We start from the raw sequence: 16,129 nt of genomic DNA, 5'->3' as shown, positions 1-16,129 counted from the left end.
GGGATTTTAACCCGCCCAAACAAAGGGACAGGAACATGAATATTTCTCGTGGGTTTCTGGTAATCGGTGCGCTGTATTTACTGGTCGGTTTGGCATTGGGCATGCATATGGGCGCATCTGGCGACCACACGCTATCGCCGGTTCACGCCCATATCAATCTGCTGGGCTTTACGCTGATGACGCTGTTCGGGCTGGCCTATCGGCTGATCCCGGCGCTGAACACTGGCGCGCTGGCGCTGGCGCATTTCTGGCTGCACCAGATCGGAACGCTGGCGCTGCTGGTTGCGCTGTATCTGCTGATGTCGGGAACCATTCCCGAGGCTACAATCGGCCCGTTCATGCCGATCGGCGAGGGACTGGTCGCGCTCGGCGTGCTGGCGTGGCTGGCCAATATCATCCGCGCCACCCGGTAGCGACCAAGCAGAAACGCGACGGGCACCTGTAGCCAAAACCCGGCGTCACGCAAAAAAACCAAGGCGACCACTTCGGCCGCCTTGGCGTTCGGGAGTAACGAATTAACCGTGGTTGACGGCGTCATCCTTGCCACGACCGCGACGGGCGAATTCCAGACTGTGATCGACCGGAACCATCAGTGCTGCATGGCCAGCGCCATCATCCTTGCCTTTGCCGCCGCGAATGTGGCCCGCCGGATCATCGGCGCCGCGACCCCGACGGGCAAATTCCTGCCCCTGTGCGGGGGCGGTCAACGAGGTGTGGCCCGCACCGTCGTCCTTGCCCCTGCCGTGGCGCGTGTGGCCAGCGGCATCATCGGCACCACGGCCCCGGCGTGACAACAACTGGCTGTCATCGCTGGGCATCCCCGGCAAGGTTGCGGAAAACTGCGGCAGAACAGTGTCTTGCACCATCGCAGCCGCTGCGGTGGCACCGGTCAGCGACAGGGCAACGGCGCCCGCCGCGATGATTTTGGTCAATGTGAAATGAGACATGATATGCTCCATGAGGTTTGTGAGTTCGTAGCCTCAATCTACGCCGCCAAACCCCGCCACATCAGGGACCATCGCCCAGCGATCTTCGCGGGTAAGACCGGCCAATGGTCTGATAAACTCTCAGTCCTTCAGATGAACCCGCGCCAGCATCGCGGCCTCCACCCGGTTGCGCACATGCAGCTTTTGCAGGATCGAGGTCATGTAATGCTTGACGGTTTTCTCTTGAATATCCAGCTTGCGGCCGACTTCCTTGTTGGAAAGCCCGGTCGCCACCAGCCGCAGAATATCCTCCTCGCGCCGCGATAGATCGGCCAAGGGATTGGGCTCGCCGACCGGCTTGCCCCGCATCGCCACCAGCAGCCGCCCCGCCAATCCGGGCGAGACATAAGACCGCCCCGCCGCCAGATCGCGCACCAGTTCGACCAATTCGCTGGCCCCCACCCCCTTCAGGATATAGCCCGCCGCCCCCGCCTTCAGCGCCGTCATCAGATCGCCCTCATCTTCCGAGGCCGTCAACATCGCGACCAAGGGCGGCTTGTCCATCTTCATGATCAGGGCCAAAGCCCCCAAGCCCCCGCCCTTCGGCATCGAGACATCCAGCAACACCAGATCGGGTTTCAACTCGGCACAAAGCCGCGCCGCTGCCTCGCCATCTTGCGCCTGCCCCACCACATCAATCCCACCCGCATCCGCCAGCGTGCGCGCCACGCCGTCGCGGTAAATCGGGTGATCATCGGCCAGAACCAGACGGATATCGCTCATGTCGCTTCCTTCAAATCCAATGTCATCCGCAACTGCGCACCCGGCCCATCGCTGCGATTGGCAAAGCTGATGTGGCCGCCCAGACTTTCCACCCGATCCGCCAACCCCGCAAGGCCAAGTCCGGCATCCTCGCGCAGAAAATCCACCGGAAGCTGCGCGAATCCCGCGCCCCGGTCCAACACTAGCACCTCCAACAGATCGCCGCGCAAGCTGACCCGCACCTCTTGGCCCTGCCCCTCGGCATGATGCCACGCGTTGTTCAGCCCTTCCTGCACGAAGCGATAGCAGCAGATTTTCACCGCCGCAGGCAGGCCGCTGACGGCTTGACAGTGCAAGGCCACCGCCGTGCCGGTGCGGGCGGCATGGGCCTCGGTCACGCCACGTAGAATATCTTCCAGCGATTTCTGCTCGATATCCGGCAGCGACAAGCCTCTGGCGATGCTGCGAATTTCGAGAATCGAGTCCTTCACCGCTCGCTGCACCGCCGCCAAATCTTCTGCCGCGCGCCCCGAAACCTGACCCTGCAACGCATCCAGCCGCAAAGCCGCAAAGCCCATCAGCTGCGCCGGGCCGTCGTGCAAATCCGCGCCAATCCGCCGCAACGCCTGATCATTGACCGAGGCAAACCGCGCCGCCGCCCCTTGCACCCGCAGACGCAGCGCAAGATTGCGCGCCACCAAGTCTTTTAGCGCGCCCAACTGGCGATCAATCGTGCGAGAACCGCGCAGCACCACCGCAAACAGCCCCACCGCGATCAACAGCATCGACCCCGCCACCGTCAGCCAGCCCATCGCCCGCGCCCGGATCAGATCTTGCTTCAGCTGGGTGGCGACCTCGTAAAACTCCGCCACCGCAATGACCTTGCCGGATTTGATCTCACGGATCGGGCTGTAAATCTCCAAAAGCGGGATGCCCAAAGCGTGCTCGGCCTTATCTTCCTCGTCTTTGGTATCGTTGAAATCGGCGCGCACCTCGCCGCCCCAAGCCTTTTTCAGGTTTTCGGTCGGCGGAAACCGCTTGCCCACGGTTTCCAGATTAGAGGCATCCACCACCAGTCCGCCGGGCCGCCAGATCTTAAAGCTGACCACCCTTTTGCCCAACGCAGTATCGGCCAAAAGCTCGCCAATCTTCACCCGCGATTCCTCGGTCATATCGGTACGCCGCGCCAGATCCTGCGTCAGCGGGGCGATAAAGCTTTCCATATACAGCGCCGTGGCATTGGCGGTGTTGCGCACCACCACCTCCTCGATACGGTTTGAGACGACAGACCCGCCCAAACCCGCCGAGACCAACATCACCACGCCGCCCGCCAGCGCGAATTGCTGCACCAGTGACAGCTTTGACCATGCAGTGAAGTCGAAATTCGCCATCGGCACTCCGGTGTTGTGCGGCGATCTTACACCGCTTACCGCCAAGACATCCTAATGCTTTTCGCCGCATGGCTTGCGACGCGGCTACCCCAGATTGTTCTGCACAAACGCCACGATCTCACTGGCCGGACGCGCGCCCGCCAGCCGCGCCACCTCGCGGCCCCGCCGATACAGCACCAGCGCCGGAATCCCCTGAATCCGCGCCCGCTGCGCGATCTGCGGATTATCCTCGGTGTTCAGCTTGGCCAAACGGGCGCGGCCCTGCAACGCCTTGGCCGCCTTGACAAATTCCGGTGCCATCGCCCGGCACGGCCCGCACCACGGCGCCCAGTAATCCACCAGCAGCGGCAATTCATCACCGCGCGTCGCCTTGTCATGCCCGGCCGCGTCGAACTCGATCACCCGGCCATCCAGCAACGGATCACCGCAAGCGCCGCATTTCGGCCCAGCCGCCAGTCGATCCGCCGCGACCCGGTTCATCTGCCCGCAAGTGGCACAGCTCAGCTTCACCGCGTCTGCCATCGCTTACAGCAAGTCCTCTTCTTCGCCGGTCACATCAATGCCCATCGCTTCTAACCCGGCTTCAAGATTCTCGGCAAGATCGGTCATGCCCAGCAGATATTCCGCCGTCGGGGCCGAGGCCTCAACCTCCGCCACCACCACCGCCTGACCAAATTCATCTGCCGTATAGGTGCCGCGCCCGACCCAAGCCAGCGCCGTCAGATGCGCCTTTTCATCGACGTTCAACGCATCCAGCAAGCCGCGCAATTCGGCCTCTGCCGAGGCTGTGGTTTCGCGCGACAGGTAAATAATTTCCACCACTTTCGCGGCTGCAATTTCCAACATCATCATCTCCTGTTCGCCCGCATTTTAGCACAAGGCCTAGGCCCGACTATGACCTAAAGCAGGGTGAGTATCCATCACCCTAAAGCGCATCCCGCTAAAGCAACCAGACCGTCAGCCCAAAACCCACCGACCCCGCCAGCGTCGCCAGCACCACCGAGCGCATGGCCGCATAAACCGCCAGCACCGACGCCGTGCCAATCACCAACGGCAGTGGCACGCCGCCCTTCACCATCGGCAGCAACGAAGCCACAAACAAAGTAGCAATCGCCGCAGGTCCGGTTGAGGCCAAAAATCGCGCCAGTACGCCATCGGGCTTGATCGCCGACAAATCCGCCTTGGTCGGAAAAAACCGAAACGCCCAAGTGCAGGCCCCCACGATCAACGCCAGAGTCAAAATCTCAAGCCGCATCATTGCGCCTCACCAACAACCCGCTCAGCGCGCCCGCAACCATGCCCGCCAAAATCCCAGCCGTGCCCGACCACGCCAGCGTCACTGCCACCGTGGCCGCCATCGCCACCGCAATCACCGGCAGCTGCAGCCGCGAGATAATCGACAGCAGCAGCGCCAAAAACAGCGCAGGCAGCATAAAGCCCAAAGCCGCATCAACCACCGGATACTCCTGCAACGCAGCCCCCCCCGCAAACGCTCCCAAAGCTGTGCCAGACAGCCAAGACCCGTAGGCCGCCAGCCCCAGACCAAACATGAACGCCTCGGAAAATACCACTTTTCCCCGCGCCAATGCGCCCAGCGCGGCACCAAACACCTCATCGGTCAGCCCAAACGCCCAAGCCCAAGCGTGCTTGGTGCGCGCGCCCGACCCCACCCGTTTGATCAAGACCGGACCATACAGCACATGCCGGATGTTCATCGCGATCAGCGTAAACGCCGAAACCAAGATCGGAGCGCCGCCGGTGATCAAAGCCAAAGCCAAAAACTGCGCCGCCCCAGCATAAATGATCAGCGACAGCCCAAAAGCCTCCAGCCCCGTCAGCCCCGCCCGCGTCGCGGCAACGCCAAACGAAAACGCGATGGGGAAGTAGCCCAAAGCAATCGGCAAGGCGGTGACAGCGCCTGCGGTGAAGGTGGATTTTGGCGCGTGAAGGCTCATGGCGCTTTGCTAAGCGGTTCGGCGGATTTGGTCAACGCGCCGCTTTTTGTCGCGTCATAAGAAAATGGCCCCACCGATACAACGGCGGGGCCATTTCTTAACAAAGGGTTAAATCGATAACCCTAAGCGTCTGATAACAAACGCTTCCAAAAGGTCCCGAGTTGGGACCCTCACTCCGCCGCCTCCATATAGCTTTCCAAAGGCGGACAAATACAGATCAGATTCCGGTCACCATAGACGTTATCAACCCGCCCAATCGGCGGCCAATATTTATCCACCCGGAACGCCCCCGGTGGGAAACAGCCCTGCTCGCGCGGGTATTTCCGGGTCCAATCGGCAACCAGATCCTCCACCGTATGCGGCGCGTGCCGCAGCGGGCTGTCCTCGCTGGAAATCTCACCGTCTTCGACCGCCTTGATCTCCGCCCGGATCGCCAGAAGTGCGGTGATAAAGCGATCAATCTCGGCCTTGGTTTCCGATTCCGTCGGCTCCACCATCAACGTCCCCGACACCGGCCAAGACATCGTGGGGGCATGGAAGCCATTGTCGATCAACCGCTTCGCGATATCATCCACCGTAACCCCGACCTCAGCAAACGGCCGCGTATCCAAGATACACTCATGCGCCACCCGCCCCTTGTTGCCCATGAACAAGATCGGATAAGCCCCTTTCAGCCGCGCCGCGATATAATTGGCGTTCAAAATAGCCACCCGCGTCGCCTGCGTCAGCCCCTCACCGCCCATCATCAAACAATAGGCCCATGAGATCAGCAGGATTGAGGCGCTGCCATAAGGTGCCGCCGAAACCGGCCCCTCCTCGCCGCCCGTCTCAGAATGTCCCGGCAGGAACGGCGCAAGATGCGATTTTACCCCAATCGGCCCCATCCCTGGCCCGCCGCCTCCATGCGGGATCGCGAAGGTTTTGTGCAGGTTAAGGTGGCTGACATCCGAGCCGATTTCCCCCGGTTTCACCAACCCGACCAGCGCGTTCATATTCGCACCGTCGAGATAAACCTGCCCGCCACACTCATGGGTGATCCGGCAGATATCCCGCACGGTTTCTTCAAACACCCCATGCGTGGACGGATAGGTGATCATGCAAGCCGCCAAATTCGCGCCTGCCGCTGCCGCTTTGGCGCGAAAATCTTCCACATCCACGTCACCGTTCGGCATGGCCTTCACCACCACCACTTCCATCCCTGCCATCTGGGCGGAGGCCGGATTGGTGCCATGCGCCGATACCGGGATCAGGCAAATATGCCGATGCCCCTCGCCGCGCGACCGATGATAGGCGGCGATGGTCAAGAGGCCAGCATATTCCCCCTGCGCGCCCGAGTTCGGCTGCATCGAGAACGCATCATAACCAGTGATCTCACAGAGCTTATGCGACAGATCCTCAATCGCCTCACGGTAGCCCAAAGCCTGATCGGCGGGGATGAACGGGTGCAGCGAACCAAACTCCGGCCAAGTGATCGGCATCATTTCCGCCGCCGCGTTCAGCTTCATCGTGCAAGACCCGAGCGGAATCATCGCGCGATCCAGCGCCAAATCCCGATCCGACAGGCGGCGCATGTAGCGCATCATCTCCGACTCGGCGCGGTTCATGTGGAACACCGGATGGGTCAGATACTCCGTTTCCCGCAGCATCGCCTCGGCAAAGCCCAGTTCTGCCTTCGCGGGGGGCGAGTCCTGAATCCCAAATGCCCGCAGCACCCGGCGCAGCACGTCTTCGTTGCTGGTTTCATCCAGCGAAATCCCGACATGATCGCGCCCGACTTTGCGGAAGTTCAGCCCCTCCAGCCGTGCCGCCGCCAGAATCCCGGCTTGGCCGACGCCGACCTCAACGGTAATGGTGTCAAAGAACTGCTTTTGCGGCAGGGTCGCCCCAGCATCGCGTAGGGCTTTCGCCAAACGCACGGTCAGCGAATGCACCCGCTCGGAAATCGCGCGCAGACCCAGCGGCCCGTGGAACACCGCATACATGCTGGCCATCACAGCCAGCAAAGCCTGCGCGGTGCAGACGTTGGAGGTCGCCTTTTCGCGGCGGATATGCTGCTCGCGGGTTTGAAGCGACAGACGGTAGGCCTTGTTGCCATGCGAGTCGATGGAGACGCCGACGATCCGCCCCGGCATCTGACGTTTATGCTCGTCCTTGCAGGCGAAAAACGCGGCATGTGGGCCGCCGTAGCCCAACGGCACGCCAAAGCGCTGGCTGGAACCGACGGCAATATCAGCCCCCATCGCTCCCGGTTCGCGCAACATACATAGGGCGAGGAGATCGGTGGCCACCACCGCCACCGCTTTGGCGGCGTGCAAAGCCTCAATCCACGGCGTCAGATCGCGGACATGGCCCCAAGTGCCGGGATACTGGAAAATCGCGCCGAACACGTCGCTGGCCTGCATCGCATCTGGATCGCCGACCACCACCTCAATGCCCAAAGCCTTGGCCCGGGTTTCGATCACACCGATGGTTTGCGGATGGCAATGCTCGTCCACGAAAAACTTTTTTGCCTTCGTCTTGGCGACACGCTCGGCCATGGTCATCGCCTCTGCCGCCGCTGTGGCTTCATCCAACAGCGAAGCATTGGCAACCGGCAGCCCGGTCAGATCGGCCACCATGGTCTGATAGTTCAGCAACGCCTCAAGCCGCCCCTGCGCGATCTCGGGCTGATATGGAGTATAGGCGGTGTACCACGCTGGGTTTTCCAGAATATTGCGTTGGATCGCGGGCGGCGTGACGGTGCCGTAATAGCCCTGCCCGATCAGGCTGGTCATCACCTTGTTGCGCGAAGCCACCGCGCGCATCCGCGCCAGCAGGTCATGTTCCGACAGCGGGGCCCAGCCCAAAGGAATGCTTTGGCGGATTGAGGCGGGGACGGTTTCATCAATCAGCGCGTCAAGGTCAGCCACGCCGACCACTTTCAGCATCGCCTCCATCTCGGACGGCGAGGGGCCGATATGGCGGCGGTTGGCGAAATCGTAGGGATCATAGTCAACGGGTGTGAAGCTCATGGCGCTCCCCTTTTGGATGCAAGAACCAGACCCCGGGAATCGGGGGCTAGAATGTTCGCAGAAATCTTGCGGGCCTGACGCCCCGATCAGCCGATCAGATCGTTGTATTCGTCTTCGTCCATCAAGGCATCCAGCACCGACAGATCGTCGATCCTGATCTTGAAGAACCAAGCGGCCCCGGTGGGGTCTTCGTTCACCAAGGACGGGTTATCGACCAGCTTGGTGTTGACCTCGGTGATCTCGCCATCCAGCGGAGCCAGAATATCCGACGCCGCTTTGACGCTTTCAATCACACAAACCTCGTCACCTTCGGCGACCACGGTTTCCACTTCGGGCAGCTCAATAAACACCACATCGCCCAGCGCGGTTGCCGCATGTTCGGTGATGCCAACAACCACCACATCGCCCTCGACGCGCAGCCATTCGTGATCTTTTGTGTATTTCATCTGACGTCCTCAGCGTTTGTAGGTGGTTGGATGGAAAGGCATTTCGGCGACGGTCGCGGGCAGGCGCTTGCCGCGCACCTCGCCTTCGAGTGCGGTGCCCGGGCTGGCAAACGCGGCTGCGACATAGCCCATCGCAATCGGCGCGTTGACACTTGGGCCAAAGCCGCCCGAGGTGACTTGGCCCAAAGGCGTGGCATCGGGCGTGAACAGATCAGTATGCTCGCGCATCGGCGCACGGCCTTCAGGGCGCAAGCCGACGCGCTTGCGCTCGGGGCCTTCTGCCAGTTCTTGCAGGATGCGGGCCTCGCCTGGGAAGCCGCCGGCGCGTGCGCCACCTGCACGGCGGGCCTTCTGGATCGCCCAGGTCAGGCCCGCCTCCACCGGGCTGGTCGTGGTATCGATGTCATGGCCGTAGAGGCAGAGGCCCGCTTCCAGCCGCAAGCTGTCGCGCGCGCCAAGGCCGATGGGCATGACTTCGGGCTGGTCCAGCAGCGCCTCAGCAAAGCTGCGCAGGTGCGCGTCAGGGACCGAGATTTCAAAGCCATCCTCGCCGGTATAGCCCGAGCGGGAAATCCACAGATCCCCGCCCTGCCACGGCAACATGGCTGCATCCATGAAGCGCATCGCAGCCACTCCGGGCACCAGCCGCGCCAAAGCCACCTCGGCCTGCGGGCCTTGCAGCGCCAGAAGGCCGCGATCCATGACCGGGATCACCTCGGCGTCCTCCGACAAATACGCCTGCATATGCGCGATATCGGCAGCCTTACAGGCGGCATTGACCACGACGAAGATATGATCGCCCCGATTGGCGAACATCAGATCGTCGAGAATGCCGCCAGTTTCATTGGTGAAAAGCCCATAGCGCTGGCGACCCTGCGCCACGCCCAGCACATCGACGGGCATCAGCGCTTCGAAGGCCAAGGCCAAGGCTTCATAGCTGGTTTTCGGGCGCAAGATCACTTGCCCCATATGACTGACATCGAACAACCCCGCAGCGCCGCGGGTGTGCAGGTGTTCTTTCATCACGCCTGCGGGATACTGCACCGCCATCTCATAGCCCGCGAACGGCACCATTTTGCCGCCCAAGCTGACATGCAGATCATGCAGATCCAATCTTAGCAATTCTTCGGCCAAAGCCGCCCCCATAACTGCCGGAAACGGAATCCGGCACCGATCAGGCGGGCCAATCCCCACCCCTCGATGCCCCCTCTGTCTATACCCAACTTGGGCGCCTGAGATCGTTATCCCTTCGGCGGGTGCTGTGGCACCACTCTCCAGAGTCTGTTATCAGAACGGTCCTTGAGCCTGAGAGTTTACCGGGGCGGTTGCTCCTTCGGCACCAGAAGTTTCCTACTGGATTCTCCCGATCCTGATGCCTTTAGCTAGCGCAGAGGCTGTGGGGCTTGCAAGTGAAAAGAATGCGACGGTATGCACCTGCTTTACGACACGCCTAAATCCGCGCTGGCGTGGCCAAAATCATCCGATAGGCCAGCCAGACACCGAGGATGCCAAAGATCACCCCGCCCAAGGCCTGCCCGATCAGCACGCCTTGCGCGCCCCAATAGTGTGAGAACCACCATGCGAACGGCACGGTGCCGATGGTGTGGCGGCCCCAGTTGATCAGGGTCGACATCAAGGGTTTGCCTAAGTTGTTACAGGCGGCATTGGCCATGAAGATTGCGCCGTTGAAGAAAAACAGCAGACACAGCGGGCCGCAGACCAGATCGCGAGTCAGCCCCTGCGCGTGGAACAGATCGGCAATCGGCGCGCGGAGGGCGAACAGGATCACCGTGACGATGGCAACGACGATGGCCGTAAACTTCAGCCCATCGAGGAAGGTTTGGCTCACCCGGTCCATCCGACCGGCCCCATAATTCTGCCCGATGATCGGCCCAATCGCGCCCGACAGTGCAAAGATCACCCCCAGCGCCACAGGGGTCAACCGCCCGGCGATCGCCATGCCCGCCACCGCAGCCTCGCCATAGCCCGACACCATGCGGGTCACCATCGCCTGTCCCAAAGGGGTGGCGACTTGGGTTAAAATCGCAGGCCCGGCAATGGCATAGACTGGCGCGAGGTCCGCCTTCAGCCCCTCAACCGACGGTCTGTCAAAACCGCCGTGATGCCGGATCACCGGCACCAGCGACACACCTGCAATCACGATCCGCGACACCACCGAGGCGATTGCCACCCCGGTCAGATCCATATGCAGCCCAAAGATCAGGATCGGGTCCAGCACCGCATTGGCCGCAGCCCCCCACAGGGTTGCCGCCATCGCCCGCTTGGCATCGCCATGGCTGCGCAGGATCGCACCGCCAATCATCCCCACCATCAGGAACGGCTGCGCCGGAATGACGATGCGCAGGAAATGCACCGTCAGCGCGTGGGTGCGGCCCTCCGCGCCCAGCAGGCTGACAATACCCGGCAGAAACGCCCAAACCACGGCGGCAAAGATGATGCCAAAGCCGATGCCGAGGATCATGCCATTGGTGGCCTTCTCCCGCGCCATCACCAGATTACGCTGTCCCACCGCGCGCGCCACCAGCGCCGAAACCGCGATGGAAAGGCCAATGCCGAACGATGTAGTGAAGAACAGGATCGCCCCGGCATAGCCCACCGCCGCCGTGATATCCTCTTGGTTCAGCATCGAGATGAACACCATGTTGATCAGATCGACCGCGAAAATCGCCATCAGCCCGACCGAATTGGTAAGCGACATCACCGTGATATGGCGAAAGAGGTTGCCCTCGACAAATTTCGGCTGTTGATCCGGCGCTTTTACCGCTTGCTCTGCCATCTACACCCTGCGGAAAGGTGCCTCTCCGCCACCTTTTGCTTCAGATTATCCGGAAATTTACCCAGATTGGACCGAAGCGCAGCTTTGCATCCGCAACTGCGGGGGTTCAAGACCGAACGCCGCAGCCTGCCCTGCATCCCCGCAGAACCCTCGCGCGTTAATCGGCAGCGGGCTTGCGGCGGTACAGCCATCTGGGCCTATAAATGCTCAACGCGGGCAGCCAAACTGGCCCCCGCGTCTTGCATGTTCAGCTGTCAGGCAGTGGGTTTAGTCAGCGCTTGTCTCGCCGAGTTGCAGACCCGCTGGGGCGTGCAGATCTTGCACTGGCACGAACGAATTCGGCAATTCTTCCCCCCGCAGGGCTGCGTTAAGCTTGCCGCGATCCAGCGCATTCTCCCAGCGGCTGACCACCACCGTCGCCACCGCATTGCCGATGAAGTTGGTGATCGAGCGGCATTCCGACATGAAACGATCCACCCCAAGGATGATCGCCATCCCTGCCACCGGAACCGTCGGCACCACTGACAGGGTCGCGGCCAGCGTGATAAAGCCCGCACCCGTTACCCCAGCCGCACCCTTCGACGACAGCATCGCCACCGCAAGCAGCGTTATCTGATCGCCCAAGGACAGGTCGATATTGGTCGCTTGTGCAATGAACAGCGCGGCCAAAGTCATGTAGATGTTGGTGCCATCAAGGTTGAACGAATACCCCGTCGGAACCACCAGACCCACCACCGGACGGGCACAGCCAGCGCGCTCCATCTTCTCCATCAGCGCAGGCAGCGCCGATTCAGACGACGAGGTGCCCAGAACCAGCAGAATCTCGGTTTTGAGATACGAGATCAGCCGGAAGATCGAGAACCCGTTCAGCGCACAAACCGTGCCAAGCACCACGATGATGAACAAAGCCGAGGTTAGATAGAACGTGCCCACCAAAGCCGCCAAGTTCACCACCGACCCGATGCCATATTTGCCGATGGTGAAGGCAAAGGCTCCGAACGCCCCGATCGGAGCCGCTTTCATCAGAATATCGACGATGCGGAACACCACGCGGCTGACCGTTTCAAACAGATCGACCACGGGCCGCGCTTTCTCGCCAATCAGGATCACGCCCACGCCGAACAGGATGGCGATGAACAGCACTTGCAGGATGTTGCCATCGACAAAGGCCGAAACCATGGTGTCGGGGATGATGCCCAACATAAAGCCCGTCACCGTGGTCTCATGCGCCTTCTCGCTATAGCCCTGCACCGCAGAGGCATCCAGCGTCGACGGATCAATGTTCATGCCAGCACCCGGCTGCACAACATTGGCGACGATCAAGCCAACCACCAGAGCCAGTGTCGAGAACACGAAGAAATAGCCGAACGCCTTGGCCGCGACCGATCCGACACCGCGCAGGCTGGTCATGCCAGCAAGCCCGGTGACGATGGTCAGAAAGATCACCGGGGCGATGATCATCTTCACCAGTTTGATAAAGCCATCGCCAAGCGGTTTTAGGGACTCCCCGACGCTTGGCCAGAAATGCCCGATCAACGCACCCAGAATGATGGCGAAGATGACCTGAAAATAGAGCGTGCGATAGAATGGACGCGGCACTTGCGCCACGGAAGTTGTGTTAATCTGCATTGTGGTCTCCTCCCAACATGCGGATGACGAATCTGTGATGCTATGATGACAGGCTGCCGTTCGGCTGCGTAGAAATGAGGCGACTGGCGGCAATGCATTGATGTCACAGGATTTTCGCTCTGATCGGCATCAATATATGTATGCTTTTCCACACATATTTTTAATGATAGTGTGGAAATGGGAACAACAGGCCGCAGATGATCCATCGCATGAACCGCGCGCTTGCGCGCTTTATCCTTGCCAGTGCCGCGCTTGGCCTGCTGGCGCTGGTGTTCTACTTCGGTCAGGCCAGCACTGTGTCGCGGCTGGGCGAACAGGCCACGGCGGCAGCGGACTCGCGGGGGCAGGCGCTGGAAAGCGTGCTGGCGACGCAGCGCGCGGTCGCGGCAATCCTGTCGGATGATGGCTTGGTCAAAGACGCTCTGCGGCTTGGCTCCACCAGCGCGCAACAAGGGGTTTCGCGCAAGCTCGATCAGTTGCGCGCCGAGACCGGCAGCAATGTGATCTACCTGCTCAACACCTCTGGCACCGCGATTGCGGCCTCGAACTGGGACGAGCCTGTGTCGTTTGTCGGCACCAGCTATAGTTTCCGGCGTTATTTCACCGATGCGATGGCCAAGGGCACCGCCCTGGAATTCGCGCTTGGCACAGTCAGCAAACGCCCCGGTCTGTATCTATCGCATGTGGTGTCGGACGGCGCGGCGGCGGTCGGCGTCGTGGTCGTCAAGATGGAGTTTGACGCGCTGGAAGCCAGTTGGGCCCGCAGCCCCGATCAAACGAGGGTCACCGACAGCACTGGCATAGTGTTGCTGTCATCCGCCAGCGATGAACGGTTCAAGCCGATGCCACGCCTGCAAGACCGACTGAACATGACCCGCCCGGTGCCGGGGGTGCCCGATTGGACGCTCACCCTCAGCACCTCAATCGCCCCGGCGCGGCAGGCCGGGGTTTTGGCTGCGGGGGCTGCGTTAGGGTTTGAGATTATCCTCGGTGCGCTGATCTGGCGGGCGGGACGGGCGAAGCGGCGGGCCCAGAACGCAGTTGCAACCGAGCGCCGCTACACCGCCGATCTGCAACGCGCTGTCGAAGATCGCACCCGCGATCTGACCGCCGAGATGGCCGAACGCCGCGCGGCCGAGGCGCGTTTGGCGCGGATGCAGGCCGATCTGGTGCAGGCCAACAAGCTGGCAACCTTGGGGCAGGTCACGGCGGGCCTCGCGCATGAGGTCAATCAGCCGTTGGCGACGATCCGGCTGCTGGCCGAAAACGCGCTGGCTTTGCAAAACACCGCGCCAAACGAGGTCACAGAGAACCTTGGCAAGATCGTGCGGATGTCGGAACGCATTGGCCAGATCACCACCCATCTGCGTGGTTTTGCCCGTAAGGCGACCGGGCAAGTCGGTTCTATCAGCGTGAAAGAAGCCATCGACGCCTCGGTGATGCTGACCGCTTCGCGCCGCCGGGTTGAAGGCGCGCGGTTGGTGATCGAAGGCGCTTCGCCTGATCTGCTGGTGCGGGCCGAAGCGGTGCGGCTGGAACAGGTCTTGGTCAACCTGATCCAGAACGCGCAAGAGGCTTTGGCGGGGCGGCCCGACCCCGAAATCCGCATCACCGTCTCAGCCGACGCAACCCATGTCACGATCAGCATTGCCGACAACGGTCCCGGCCTGCGCCCCGACATCGCCGCACAACTGTTCACCCCCTTCGCCACCAGCAAGCCCGATGGTCTGGGCCTTGGCCTTGTGATCGCACAAGACATCGTCCGCGATCTGGGCAATGAATTGACCGCCGATCCCCCCCTGCCCGATCAAGGTGCCACATTCCGCATCAGATTGACCCGCGCATGACCGCGCGGCCCTTGGTCCGCCTTGTCGATGACGACGCCGATCTGCTGGAGGCGCAGACCCAGAGCCTGCGTATCGCCGGATTTCAGCCCGAGGCGTTTTCCTCGGCCGCTGCCGCCTTGCAGGGCCTTGATGCCGATTATCCCGGCGTGGTCCTGTCAGACGTGCGGATGCCCGGCATGGATGGGTTTGAGCTGTTCCGCCATATCCGCGCGATGGACCCCGAACTGCCGGTGATCCTGCTGACCGGGCATGGCGATGTCGCGATGGCAGTGGCGGCGATCCGCGATGGGGCTTGGGATTTTCTGACCAAGCCGGTGGGATTGGATGCCCTGACCGCGGCGCTGCGCCGTGCAGCACAAGCCCGCGCTTTGGTGCTGGAAAACCGCCAGTTGCGCGCCCTGCGCGGGGTTCCGGTGGCAGCTGGGCAGCTTTTGGGCGACAGCACCGCAATGGTGCACCTACGTGATACGATGGCGCGGCTGGCCGAGGCGGGGGTAGATGCGCTGATCACCGGGCCATCCGGGGCGGGCAAAACTCTGCTCGCCCGCGCGATCCACCGTGAAGGCCCGCGCCACGCACGCGCTTTCGTGCACGTCGCCTGCGATGCCTTGGACGCCGCGCGGTTTGATCTGGATTTCATCGGCGCCGAGGCAGGCCAGCCCGGCGCGCCGCGCCATGCCCGGCTGGTGGGGCGGCTGGAGAAGGCGCATCGCGGCACGTTGTTTCTGGACCGGATTGATCGGTTGAGCCTCGCCCAGCAGGCCCGCATCCTGCATGTCATCGAGGCGCGTGAGGTCTGGGCTACGGGGGCCGCTGCTGCGCGGGCGGTGGATTTGCATGTTCTGGCGGCTTCTCAAGCTGATCTGGCCGCGATGGTGGCGCGGGGGGAGTTTCTGCCGGACCTATATTATCGGCTGTCGGGCGTGACCCTGCAGGTGCCTGCGTTGAAGGATCGGCGCGGGGATATTGCGATCTTGTTCCGGCACTTCTTACTGGCTGCTTGCGGGCGGCTGAACCTGCCGGTGCCACAGATTACGCCGCTTTCGCAGGCGAGGTTGGCCACCCATAGTTGGCCGGGAAATGCGCGGGAATTGATGCAGTTTGCGGAGTCGGTGGCTTTGGGCTTGCCTGCATTTGGCGGAAATGTGGGCGAGGAAGTGGTGGGGTTGGCGGAGATGATGGCGGGGTATGAGGCGGGGGTGATTAGGGAGGCATTGTTGATTTGTGGGGGGAATGTTAGTCGGGCGATGGAGCGGCTTAGGCTGCCGAGGAAGACGTTTTATGATAAGGTGAATCGGTTGGGGATTAGGCCAGAGGAGTTTCGGAACCGGGGAAAATAGAACCGTCCACGCGTGGACAGGGGTC

15 protein-coding genes and 1 riboswitch are annotated in these 16,129 nt (G+C 61.8%); of the genes, 3 read left to right on the top strand and 12 right to left on the bottom strand.

The genetic code is table 11. The features are described 5' to 3' along the window. The first annotated feature begins 35 nt into the window (after nucleotides 1-35). Nucleotides 36-413 (top strand): hypothetical protein, encoded by a 378-nt coding sequence (locus AKV04_RS16870; RefSeq protein ID WP_054007591.1) that lies wholly within the window; start codon nucleotides 36-38, stop codon nucleotides 411-413. A 102-nt stretch (nucleotides 414-515) separates the two neighbouring features. Here AKV04_RS16870 and AKV04_RS16865 read toward each other — a convergent pair whose 3' ends face one another. The 12 genes from AKV04_RS16865 to AKV04_RS16810 all read right to left on the bottom strand — a co-directional run bounded on the left by AKV04_RS16865 (nucleotide 516) and on the right by AKV04_RS16810 (nucleotide 12,917). Beyond that, on the bottom strand, nucleotides 516-947 hold the full coding sequence (locus AKV04_RS16865; protein WP_156317616.1) for a hypothetical protein: 432 nt from the start codon (nucleotides 945-947) through the stop codon (nucleotides 516-518). A 120-nt stretch (nucleotides 948-1,067) separates the two neighbouring features. Then, nucleotides 1,068-1,709, bottom strand: a complete 642-nt coding sequence (locus AKV04_RS16860; RefSeq protein ID WP_054007589.1) for a response regulator — start codon at nucleotides 1,707-1,709, stop codon at nucleotides 1,068-1,070. Next, nucleotides 1,706-3,079 carry a sensor histidine kinase gene (locus tag AKV04_RS16855; RefSeq protein WP_054007588.1) on the bottom strand — a complete coding sequence of 458 codons (1,374 nt, stop codon included), beginning with the start codon at nucleotides 3,077-3,079 and terminating at the stop codon, nucleotides 1,706-1,708. Before AKV04_RS16855 ends, AKV04_RS16860 begins: the two co-directional genes overlap by 4 nt. Nucleotides 3,080-3,163: 84 nt before the next feature. After that, nucleotides 3,164-3,601, bottom strand: a complete 438-nt coding sequence (gene trxC, locus AKV04_RS16850) for a thioredoxin TrxC (RefSeq protein ID WP_054007587.1) — start codon at nucleotides 3,599-3,601, stop codon at nucleotides 3,164-3,166. A 3-nt stretch (nucleotides 3,602-3,604) separates the two neighbouring features. Then, nucleotides 3,605-3,925, bottom strand: coding sequence for a DUF3775 domain-containing protein (locus AKV04_RS16845; RefSeq protein WP_162232893.1), 321 nt, complete (start codon nucleotides 3,923-3,925; stop codon nucleotides 3,605-3,607). A 94-nt stretch (nucleotides 3,926-4,019) separates the two neighbouring features. Beyond that, nucleotides 4,020-4,334 carry an AzlD domain-containing protein gene (locus AKV04_RS16840; protein WP_054007585.1) on the bottom strand — a complete coding sequence of 105 codons (315 nt, stop codon included), beginning with the start codon at nucleotides 4,332-4,334 and terminating at the stop codon, nucleotides 4,020-4,022. Further along, nucleotides 4,324-5,034, bottom strand: a complete 711-nt coding sequence (locus AKV04_RS16835) for an AzlC family ABC transporter permease (RefSeq protein WP_054007584.1) — start codon at nucleotides 5,032-5,034, stop codon at nucleotides 4,324-4,326. The genes AKV04_RS16840 and AKV04_RS16835 overlap by 11 nt, the downstream gene beginning before the upstream one ends. Before the next feature lie 170 nt (nucleotides 5,035-5,204). Further along, a complete protein-coding gene (gene gcvP / locus AKV04_RS16830) occupies nucleotides 5,205-8,045 on the bottom strand; it encodes an aminomethyl-transferring glycine dehydrogenase (protein ID WP_054007583.1) in 2,841 nt (946 codons plus the stop codon). Nucleotides 8,046-8,131: 86 nt separating this feature from the next. Next, nucleotides 8,132-8,491 (bottom strand): glycine cleavage system protein GcvH, encoded by a 360-nt coding sequence (gene gcvH, locus AKV04_RS16825; protein WP_054007582.1) that lies wholly within the window; start codon nucleotides 8,489-8,491, stop codon nucleotides 8,132-8,134. Between the two features lie 9 nt (nucleotides 8,492-8,500). After that, complete coding sequence (gcvT, locus tag AKV04_RS16820) at nucleotides 8,501-9,637, bottom strand: glycine cleavage system aminomethyltransferase GcvT (RefSeq protein ID WP_054007581.1); 1,137 nt, start codon at nucleotides 9,635-9,637, stop codon at nucleotides 8,501-8,503. A 137-nt stretch (nucleotides 9,638-9,774) separates the two neighbouring features. Next, nucleotides 9,775-9,867, bottom strand: a riboswitch (glycine riboswitch). 74 nt (nucleotides 9,868-9,941) lie between these two features. Beyond that, nucleotides 9,942-11,288 carry an MATE family efflux transporter gene (locus AKV04_RS16815; protein ID WP_054007580.1) on the bottom strand — a complete coding sequence of 449 codons (1,347 nt, stop codon included), beginning with the start codon at nucleotides 11,286-11,288 and terminating at the stop codon, nucleotides 9,942-9,944. A 267-nt stretch (nucleotides 11,289-11,555) separates the two neighbouring features. Continuing rightward, nucleotides 11,556-12,917, bottom strand: coding sequence for a dicarboxylate/amino acid:cation symporter (locus tag AKV04_RS16810; protein ID WP_054007579.1), 1,362 nt, complete (start codon nucleotides 12,915-12,917; stop codon nucleotides 11,556-11,558). A 209-nt stretch (nucleotides 12,918-13,126) separates the two neighbouring features. Between AKV04_RS16810 and AKV04_RS16805 the strand changes: the two genes are divergently transcribed. Both AKV04_RS16805 and AKV04_RS16800 read left to right on the top strand, forming a co-directional pair. Continuing rightward, nucleotides 13,127-14,764: a sensor histidine kinase gene (locus AKV04_RS16805; RefSeq protein ID WP_235815680.1), complete on the top strand. Its 1,638-nt coding sequence runs from the start codon at nucleotides 13,127-13,129 to the stop codon at nucleotides 14,762-14,764. Next, complete coding sequence (locus AKV04_RS16800) at nucleotides 14,761-16,104, top strand: sigma-54-dependent transcriptional regulator (RefSeq protein WP_054007577.1); 1,344 nt, start codon at nucleotides 14,761-14,763, stop codon at nucleotides 16,102-16,104. Before AKV04_RS16805 ends, AKV04_RS16800 begins: the two co-directional genes overlap by 4 nt. Nucleotides 16,105-16,129: the final 25 nt, after the last annotated feature.

The sequence above is a fragment of the Cypionkella psychrotolerans genome, from assembly GCF_001294535.1.
GTDB lineage: Bacteria > Pseudomonadota > Alphaproteobacteria > Rhodobacterales > Rhodobacteraceae > Cypionkella > Cypionkella psychrotolerans.
Note: the sequence above shows the minus strand (reverse complement) of the source record. Positions and strands in the feature narration are given on the sequence as shown.